Origin of the sequence: Photorhabdus antumapuensis (assembly GCF_020387775.1) — a bacterium.
In the GTDB taxonomy this organism is placed as follows: domain Bacteria; phylum Pseudomonadota; class Gammaproteobacteria; order Enterobacterales; family Enterobacteriaceae; genus Photorhabdus; species Photorhabdus antumapuensis.
On sequence record NZ_JAHZMK010000038.1, the window covers coordinates 1 to 8,643 of the forward strand.

At 41.8% G+C, this 8,643-nt stretch carries 10 protein-coding genes; 7 read left to right on the top strand and 3 right to left on the bottom strand.

The window, feature by feature from the left end:
- From KZ793_RS15320 to KZ793_RS15335, 4 genes are all read left to right on the top strand, one after another.
- A partial coding sequence (locus tag KZ793_RS15320) for a VENN motif pre-toxin domain-containing protein (protein WP_225816135.1) occupies nt 1–1,409 on the top strand: 1,409 nt, incomplete at its 5' end.
- On the top strand, nt 1,409–1,729 hold the full coding sequence (gene imm45 / locus KZ793_RS15325) for an Imm45 family immunity protein (RefSeq protein WP_139657260.1): 321 nt from the start codon (nt 1,409–1,411) through the stop codon (nt 1,727–1,729). The genes KZ793_RS15320 and imm45, both read left to right, overlap by 1 nt.
- Before the next feature lie 202 nt (nt 1,730–1,931).
- Complete coding sequence (locus KZ793_RS15330; RefSeq protein WP_225816136.1) at nt 1,932–2,975, top strand: hemolysin/hemagglutinin-like protein HecA precursor; 1,044 nt, start codon at nt 1,932–1,934, stop codon at nt 2,973–2,975.
- Nucleotides 2,972–3,427, top strand: coding sequence for an immunity 42 family protein (locus KZ793_RS15335; protein ID WP_225816137.1), 456 nt, complete (start codon nt 2,972–2,974; stop codon nt 3,425–3,427). The genes KZ793_RS15330 and KZ793_RS15335 overlap by 4 nt, the downstream gene beginning before the upstream one ends.
- 329 nt (nt 3,428–3,756) lie before the next feature.
- On the opposite strand, the gene KZ793_RS15340 is transcribed toward KZ793_RS15335, so the two are convergent.
- Complete coding sequence (locus KZ793_RS15340) at nt 3,757–4,377, bottom strand: TetR/AcrR family transcriptional regulator (protein ID WP_225816138.1); 621 nt, start codon at nt 4,375–4,377, stop codon at nt 3,757–3,759.
- A gap of 140 nt (nt 4,378–4,517) precedes the next feature.
- Between KZ793_RS15340 and KZ793_RS15345 the strand changes: the two genes are divergently transcribed.
- The gene (locus KZ793_RS15345; protein WP_225816139.1) at nt 4,518–5,234 is read left to right on the top strand and encodes a Tm-1-like ATP-binding domain-containing protein; all 717 of its coding nucleotides are present in this window, start codon (nt 4,518–4,520) and stop codon (nt 5,232–5,234) included.
- 635 nt (nt 5,235–5,869) lie between these two features.
- A complete protein-coding gene (locus KZ793_RS15350; protein ID WP_088374592.1) occupies nt 5,870–6,091 on the top strand; it encodes a helix-turn-helix domain-containing protein in 222 nt (73 codons plus the stop codon).
- Nucleotides 6,092–6,523: 432 nt separating this feature from the next.
- Here the strand turns inward: KZ793_RS15350 and KZ793_RS15355 are convergent, their stop codons facing one another.
- On the bottom strand, nt 6,524–6,730 hold the full coding sequence (locus KZ793_RS15355; protein WP_397443621.1) for a transposase domain-containing protein: 207 nt from the start codon (nt 6,728–6,730) through the stop codon (nt 6,524–6,526).
- A gap of 586 nt (nt 6,731–7,316) precedes the next feature.
- A complete protein-coding gene (locus KZ793_RS15360) occupies nt 7,317–7,937 on the bottom strand; it encodes a TetR/AcrR family transcriptional regulator (protein WP_225816140.1) in 621 nt (206 codons plus the stop codon).
- A 140-nt stretch (nt 7,938–8,077) separates the two neighbouring features.
- Here KZ793_RS15360 and KZ793_RS15365 point away from each other — a divergent pair.
- Nucleotides 8,078–8,643, top strand: a 566-nt coding sequence (locus KZ793_RS15365; protein ID WP_225816141.1) for a Tm-1-like ATP-binding domain-containing protein, incomplete at its 3' end; no start/stop codon positions are given.

Below are 8,643 nucleotides of genomic sequence, written 5' to 3' on the forward strand. Positions count from 1 at the left end.
CGGAAGGGAAAATTATCGCCACCACAGCGGCGAAAGCGAAACTCAATCATATCAGTGAACAGGATAAAGCCGATGCCAGAGAAAAGTTGATCAACGCAGGGAATAAACACCCGACTCCGGCGGACATCAACCAACAAATCTATGACACCGCCTACACGCAGGCGCTGAATGACTCCGGCCTGGGAACCGGCGGCAAATACCAGAAAGCGTTACAGGCGGCCACGGCAGCGATTCAGGGACTGGCGGGGAACAATCTTGGTCAGGCGCTGGCCGGCGGCGCGTCGCCGTATCTGGCCGGGGTGATAAAAGAGCTGACTACTGACCCGCAAACCCATCAGGTGGATATCGCCACCAATACGCTGGCCCATGCGATTTTAGGCGCGGTGGCGGCGGAGGTGAGCGGTAACAATGCCCTGTCAGGAGCAGCCGGCGCCGCTTCCGGCGAACTGGCCGCACAGGTACTGATTAAGCAGCTTTACGGCGATAAGGCCAAAGTCAGTGAGTTAACGGAGGAGCAGAAACAGACTGTCAGCACCCTTTCTACCCTGGCGGCCGGGCTGGCCGGTGGGATAGCAGGTGATTCCAGCGCCAGCGCGCTCACTGGTGCTCAGGCTGGGAAGAACGCAGTCGAGAATAACTATCTGAGCAGTAAGCAGATAGATGACTGGTCTGCGGAAATGAAGTCCTGCCAAGCTGGCGGCGGTGATTGTGGCGGTATCATTAAAAAATATGAGGAGTTGAGTACCGCACAACAGAAACAGCTAATAAGTGACTGTGCCGCTAACCCGGCGAGCTGCCAGCAGAAGTACGGTGATGTGTTGACCGACAGTCTGACAGTGAAACAGGCGATAGATCGTGCCTTGGGTGAAGATATCCCGATCAAAATGGTCTACGATCTGACGGCGACCTTTGCGCAGCAAATGCAGGCAGAAGGTGTTGTTGCTACAAACAAAGTCTCTGAAGCTCTCCAGAAGGAATACGGTCTGGATGAGATTCAGGCGGGTATTGTAGCGAGTGCAGCAGCGTCGGCGTTTGGTGGAATTAGTAAGGCTGGTAATAGGCTTCCACCTATTAATTCCAGCGCAAAAATTGCGACGGGACAAAGCGTAGGCAGTTTCGAAAAAAGTTTAGTGGGACTTCCTCCTGGAGAACGTGTTGCTATCGTAAAACAAACTGCTGCAAAAGTTATTGTCGAACAAGGTATGGTTAAAGATAGCAAATTAACCCAAATGAACGGTGGACGCGATGTGTACAAAGGTAAAGATGGAAATCTGTATGCTCTCGATACACAGCATGGCCGATTTGAAGTTGTTTCTCCAAAAGGTAAGCACTTAGGTGAAGTTGACTTCTCTATGCAAATGAGAAAATCGGCTGATACATCCGGCGGTCATAATTTGAAGGTAGGATAATGAAACTTATCGATCATATAGAAAAATATATATCCAGAGGAACCGTATTCAGGTTGCCGGCAACATGGCCCTATGAAGAACAAGTTGATTTTATGGTTTTTGAAACTCAGGATGATGAGCGTCCATATGGATTAATTGTCTCCTCTGGATATAAGGCTGGCCTATTTTTAGTGAAATTACCCATTGAAAGTATTTCGGATGAAGGACATGGGCTAAATACGGAATGGGTTATTAAAAATTGGTCTAAATGGATTTATCCAGAATGTGATGTGAAAGATGTATGTTTAATAGAACGATATACAGCAACCGCTATTGATTGAATGAATAAAATCCCAATCCTCGCGGTTGGGATTTTTCTGTATAGTTACTTGCTATCTACCAGCCGGGTAATCAACTGCTTTAGTTTAGTGTTACCTCGATCTTAGGCAGGCGTTAAATAACTTTCCAAAATGGTGCTACACCTTATCTACTAACAATCCTATGTATAACAATGGGTTGAATAAAACCACGTGTAGCGGAATTATGAAACCTTATTTAAATCCAAGTGGTAATTGTAGAAGAAGCCGTTGCTGTTATGATACGGATGTGCAGATCGCAGGCCACAGTATAGCGGTAGCATGTTCCGGGTTAGAAAGGCGCATCGGGGGAAAAAGTTGCGGTACCGAAACGCCACAGCAAAAAACGGCTGCAATTGACGGAAAGGACAGTGAAAAAGCAGGTTCGTTGCCGGACTCCGTGACAGAAAGAGTTGTTGTGGACAATAATCACTTAAGCGTTGACCAGAATCGCTCAAGGAGTGAGGAACTGGTCAACTGTCAGGGAGATAGCAGTTGTCGTGCGACGGTCAGGGATAAATATCGGCAGGAATATGACCGGGTTCAGGAGCGGATAGCAACTTGCTCAGGGGCTGACCAGTGCGTTGCGGTTGCCAAAGAATTGCGGGCATTACAGAGTAATTACAGTGCCCGGATGAGCGAAATTCAGGAAAAAGCCAGAATGCAGGGACTGGATTCTCTCACGCCGGCAGAAGTGCGGGAATGGGCTGATTTACGAGGTGCGATGTCAAATATTGACGCATCCCGGAATTTGGCGCTCCATCGTGCCCAAGTCACCGGTGGCTCAGAAGAGACGACCCAAGAAATCGTGAAGATTATGGGGCAGACAGGGATTGCAGCATCTGCGGGGGTTGCAGGAGGGATTAGTAAGGCTGGAGCAAAAGGAGTCAAGGGAAGTGCTATACCAGTACCTAATCCAGTGACAGCGAATAATGGGTTAGTTTATAAATCAAATCATAAACATACTCCTGGCGGTGATAGAAATCGCCGTAATGCGGGAATAAAACCAAAAGACTCATTGAAACTTTTTGAAAACTCAATTCCAAGTTCCAAGAATTATGGTAATAAAGAAGTTAGATTCGCTAAGGATGAAAAAGGTAATATTCATCGGTTCGAAGGGACCAATGGGGAGTATCATTGGAATGGCAGCTCTGGAGATATAAAAAACCAGTTAACAAGTAAACAGGTGCCAAGTGACATTCAAAAGAAATTGGGGGTTAGACTGAAATGATTTATGGAGATCCGTTTTATTTTTCTCTTCAGTTCGATACTGTTGAATCATGGAATTCATTTGATGGTTTTTGGCAAAATGGCATATTCTTTTTCTATTTGGATGGACATAAAGTATTTGATCTTCTAGATGTTTTTGAGCTGAAAACAACCTTCAGTTTTTATTCAAATATGAAAATAGATAAATTGGTATGTAATGATACCAACATTGAACCAGTTAGCCTGTATAGAAATGCTGAGAGCTATTTCACAGGGGATGGAAAAAATCTCATTGAGGGGCTGTTCGATATGACTTGTACACCAATGGGAGATAATGGATATTATGTTTACTTCATGAAAACGAGCCGTAATGATCGTTTTGTATGGAGTAATGATGATGGAAAAACAATAAATGAAACATTATTACCATCTGGCACTGTAAGCTCTGTAATTAAAAAATTATCTAATTATTGATGTTAGGAACATAAATCCCGGCCAAAATGAACTGCTTGCGTATTTTCGTCCTCGGAGATCACCCAATAACGGCGTTTTTCAAGGTAGTTGCTATTCTGCCGTTAGGGATAAATACCGACAGGAATATGACAAGGTCCAAGAGCGGATAACAACCTATTCAAAAACTGACCAGCGCGCAACTGTTGCCAAAGAGCTACGGGCATTACAAGGTAAGATGACCGGAGCACTACATAACCTCTCACAAAATGCATAGGCCCATACACCAAAAAAACTTTTACCGGGCCTCATGCCCGGTTCTTTACCTTAATGTTAAAAAAATGGTCTTCTGATTATTTTAGCTCCTCATTAATGGCCTGCCGAACAATCAACTTCGCAGCCCAACTCGTTAAGTTGATTATTTCATCATTTTCTAAACCAAAAGTATCTTTCAGAATAGTCATAGCCTCTGTACCATATAAAACGGAAATCAACATAATAATCTTATGTATTGTATCATCTTTAAGCTGACCTTTTAGAGGCGCTAACGCCGTAGAAAGTGTCTCTTTACGGTTACTTTTTTTCTTCAAAACAGGTCGTTTGTAGTTATCTTCATCTAATAAAGATTCCTGCCAGCGTAACTGAGAAATGCGTAAAGCATCCCTCATCAGCGCCTCATTGGCTTCTATTTCTTCATAGCCCCATCTTAATAATTTCTCAATATTTTCCTCTGCATCATTACCCATAGGGGGGATAACGAATGATCCAATGACTTGTTTTACAACATATTCTACAAAATCACTGTGGGTTGAAAAGTAGCTGCGCAATGTGACCTTCGCATATTCAGCTTCACTGGCAATCTCTTCAGGGGACGGAAATTTTTTTTCACGATATAACTTCAGCGCTGAATGAGTGATACGTTCCAGGGTACGACGCCGGACTGGCGACAGATTTTCTTCATCAAACAGAATCATTTAAACCCCTTAAAATTTTAACCATATAGCATTCACAATAAAAAATATCACTAATGATAAAAAATAACTTGCATGTTGTAAAATATTACAATAGGTTTACATTCGTCTTTAAACTAGATATGCCACATGAGGTGAACACTATGACGCGATTTGTGGTTGTCGTTGGCACAGCAGACACAAAACTGGACGAGCTGGTCTGGTTGAAATGTTGTTTATACCTCGCAGGAGTTGATTCAATCATCATCAATGTATCTACATCAATTCCTGGGAAAAATTATCAGAATAAAAAGGTAGATATTCATTCACTTCAGGTGGCTAAGTATCATCCCGTTGGCGCTGATCCCGTTTTTTGCGGCATGCAGAATAAAGCGATAACAGCGATGCCTATCGCCCTCACAAATTTCCTGAACAGTTCAATCGACGATATCGCGGGGGTGATTGGTATCGGAGGCTCAGGTGAAACGGTGCTGATTACTCCGGCGGCTATGCAAAGCCTGCCGATCGATTTGCCTAAAATTATGGTATCAACTATGGCGTCAGGGAATGTTAGGGACAGCAATATTGCAATGCTTTATACGGTAACCGATCTCAATGGACTAAACCGTATTTCTCGTTCAGTATTGTCTAATGCTGCAAATATGATGACGGGCTCTGTCAATTATTTTACGCCATTGGCTGATATTCATAAACCCGCTTTAGAGTTGACGATGTTTGGTATGACGGCTCCGTACATTAATCAGACTAACATTAAAGATTATTTGGTTGCTGTTCAGATTATTGTCCGCAAATTAAGTTTGATAGTTGAACCTAAATTAATAGAAAATAAAGCGTGGAAGCAATCTGAACGCATTTTTTAATATAAAATCCCTTTAATTAAATTTACTATTTTTTATTCTAATTAAAATAGAAGTAAAGAATTATCTTTACTATTGATCATCAATGAAATAAAAGTATCCATGTAAGAATAAGGGTTTTAATGATTTGATATGTCAGATAATCAGAAAGAAATTTTAAAACGGCTCAGGCGAGATCCATTGATGAAACCATAGGCATTAGCCGATATTTTTGGGATTGGACGTTCATGTACTTCAGGGCATAAAGATATTGTTCACTTTGAAAAAAGATGTTCAGCTTTAGTCTTGCCCTTAAAATGCACCAATAGTCCAAGCTTATCTCATAATAAAGTGAAAAACTTTTTGGAATCAAAATGAAAATTATTCTTACAGGGTAACAACGCAAAACATTACTTGCAACAGTAATGGTCATGAATGACAAGGACGTTTTTTAGTAATAGTAATTTGATAAATAACTAGGAATCATGGTCCTGTGTTCATGGACATTGGTAAGAAATTTTTTGCCTATTTGTCTGTTATTAGCCTTTTCATGGCGGTTCTGGCGGGAAAGGTTTTGGTTTTGCTTGCCGGAAATGAACACTGATTCATGCATCCTATTTGAATAGCCACCATAAATCAATTAGGGGAAGTAAACAGAGATGATAACGACTCAAAATGACTGGCATCCGGCAGATATTATTGCAGCATTGCGTAAACGCGGCACAACACTTGCTGCATTATCAAGGGAATCGGGGCTAAGTCCATCGACACTATCTAATGCATTAATACGCCGGTGGCCTAAAGGGGAGAGGATTATTGCGGACAGACTAGGAGTACATCCTTCAGAAATTTGGCCCAGTCGATATACTATCCAGTCCTAATTTAAATCCACTATTATTTTTGTGTGTTTAGAGGGGATACTATAAAAAACAGATTTCATTAAATCAATGATATACATATATCAGTTCTGGCAACTTCTTTATATGAAGTGATCCTTAAAAAAGTAGCTAAAGAATGTTTATAACCCTTATCAGGTCTTATTACATTGTTGTGTGATATAAATCAAGAAATTTATCGTACTCTTGTCGCGTATAATGAGGAAAAAGATGTTGATGTTATTAATAATCCAGGGGTGGTTAAAACTCTTTTAAGAGTTTATATGAGAAAATTGTAAATATAATTTAAGCGCTACCTTTGAACCTTTATTTATATCTCTGAATCAAGGTCGGTAGCGCTTTCTTTGGTGATGACTCTGATTTATTGATAATGATGAATATTCAAATAATCCCACTCCCCATATGTAAGTGGCGCATTCAGGCCGTATTAACGGTGGCTAAACAATAAGATCGGCTTTCCAAGGGAAGCAGTTCATGTACCCGGTTTGCAGGCCAGCGCGCAATATGACTGATGACATGGCGTAGCCAGACCTCAGGATCCATTTTATTTAGCTGGCAGGTACCGATAAAACTGTTCAGAAGGGCTGCTCGTTCGCCACCTTTGCAGAGCCTGCGAAGAGCCAGATGGTATGACCTTTATATCATCACTTTAATATCGGTGCGTTATTGGAGATCTTTATGTTACACGATATCCCTTCAGCTTATGTCGGCCTGGATATTCACAAAGAATCGCTGACTGTTGTCATCGCCAGCCCCGGATTTAGAAAAACTACTGCCATGGAAAATGATGCTAAGTAAAATGTAGTTCTCCGGACGCTTACGCAACAACGTTCCCTGGAGTGAAGATTGACGCCGAACCCGATTTTTTCTAAGGTACCTGGAGTTACAACCCATTTTTTCCTGTGCGGTTTGATGCCTATCTCAGACCTGAGCTGATAAAATGGACGTCCCACATGGTGTCAATTGTACCAAAATGAAATAGTTATATTCATTTAACGAGAGCGTTCATCATGTATGGGAATATTCAGGGACGGTTCTTTCTTGATCGAAAACTCTATTTTTCAAACGGCATTTAGTTCAATTTTTTTATCCAGAACTCAGATTATATCTAATCAGAAGATTGGTGACAAAAGTTATCGACACCAAAAGAAACTTTTACCGGGCCTCATGCCCGGTTCTTTACCTTAATGTTAAAAAAATGGTCTTCTGATTATTTTAGCTCCTCATTAATGGCCTGCCGAACAATCAACTTCGCGGCCCAACTCGTTAAGTTGATTATTTCATCATTTTCTAAACCAAAAGTATCTTTCAGAATAGTCATAGCCTCTGTACCATATAAAACGGAAATCAACATAATAATCTTATGTATTGTGTCATCTTTAAGCTGACCTTTTAGAGGCGCTAACGCCGTAGAAAGTGTCTCTTTACGGTTACTTTTTTTCTTCAAAACGGGTCGTTCGGGGTTACCTTCACCTAATAAAGATTCCTGCCAGCGTAACTGAGAAATGCGTAAAGCATCCCTCATCAGCGCCTCATTGGCTTCTATTTCTTCATAGCCCCATCTTAATAATTTTTCAATATTTTCCTCTGCATTATTGCCCATAGAGGGGACAACGAATGACCCAATGACTTGTTTTACAACATACTCTACAAAATCACTGTGGGTTGAAAAGTAGCTGCGCAACGTGACCTTCGCATATTCAGCTTCACTGGCAATCTCTTCAGGAGACGGAAATTTTTTTTCACGGTATAACTTCAGCGCTGAATGAGTGATACGTTCCAGGGTACGACGCCGGACTGGCGACAGCTTTTCTTCATCAAACAGAATCATTTAAACCCCTTAAAATTTTAACCGTATAGCATTAATAATAAAAAATATCACTAATGATAAAAAGTAACTTGCATGTTGTAAAATATTACAATAGGTTTACATCCATCTTTGAACTGGGTATGTCACATGGGGTGAACACTATGACACGATTTGTGGTTGTCGTTGGCACAGCAGACACAAAACTGGACGAGCTGGCCTGGCTGAAATGTTGTTTACACCTCGCCGGAGTTGATTCAATCATCATTGATGTGTCTACATCAACTCCCGGGAAAAATCATCAGAATAAAAAGATAGATATTCATTCACTTCAGGTGGCTGAGTATCATCCCTCTGGCGCTGACTCCGTTTTTTGTGGCGTGCGGAATAAAGCGATAACAGCGATGTCTGTCGCCCTCACGAATTTCCTGAACAGTTCAATCGACGATATTGCGGGGGTGATTGGTATCGGCGGCTCAGGCGGAACAGCGCTGATTACTCCGGCTATGCAAAGCCTGCCTATCGGTTTGCCTAAAATCATGGTATCAACTATGGCGTCAGGGAATGTCTCAGCCTACGTTAGAGCCAGCGATATTGCCATGCTCTATACGGTAACCGATCTCAACGGACTAAACCGTATTTCTCGTTCAGTCTTGTCTAATGCTGCAAACATGATGGCGGGCTCTGTCAATTATTTTACGCCATTGGCTGATATTCATAAACCCGCTTT

What these genes read in the sequence shown, in the direction of transcription:
- imm45 (WP_139657260.1), top strand. Translation starts at nt 1,409, where the DNA reads ATGAAACTTATCGATCATATAGAAAAATATATATCCAGAGGAACCGTA.
- KZ793_RS15330 (WP_225816136.1), top strand. Translation starts at nt 1,932, where the DNA reads ATGAAACCTTATTTAAATCCAAGTGGTAATTGTAGAAGAAGCCGTTGC.
- KZ793_RS15335 (WP_225816137.1), top strand. Translation starts at nt 2,972, where the DNA reads ATGATTTATGGAGATCCGTTTTATTTTTCTCTTCAGTTCGATACTGTT.
- KZ793_RS15340 (WP_225816138.1), bottom strand. Translation starts at nt 4,377, where the DNA reads ATGATTCTGTTTGATGAAGAAAATCTGTCGCCAGTCCGGCGTCGTACC.
- KZ793_RS15345 (WP_225816139.1), top strand. Translation starts at nt 4,518, where the DNA reads ATGACGCGATTTGTGGTTGTCGTTGGCACAGCAGACACAAAACTGGAC.
- KZ793_RS15350 (WP_088374592.1), top strand. Translation starts at nt 5,870, where the DNA reads ATGATAACGACTCAAAATGACTGGCATCCGGCAGATATTATTGCAGCA.
- KZ793_RS15360 (WP_225816140.1), bottom strand. Translation starts at nt 7,937, where the DNA reads ATGATTCTGTTTGATGAAGAAAAGCTGTCGCCAGTCCGGCGTCGTACC.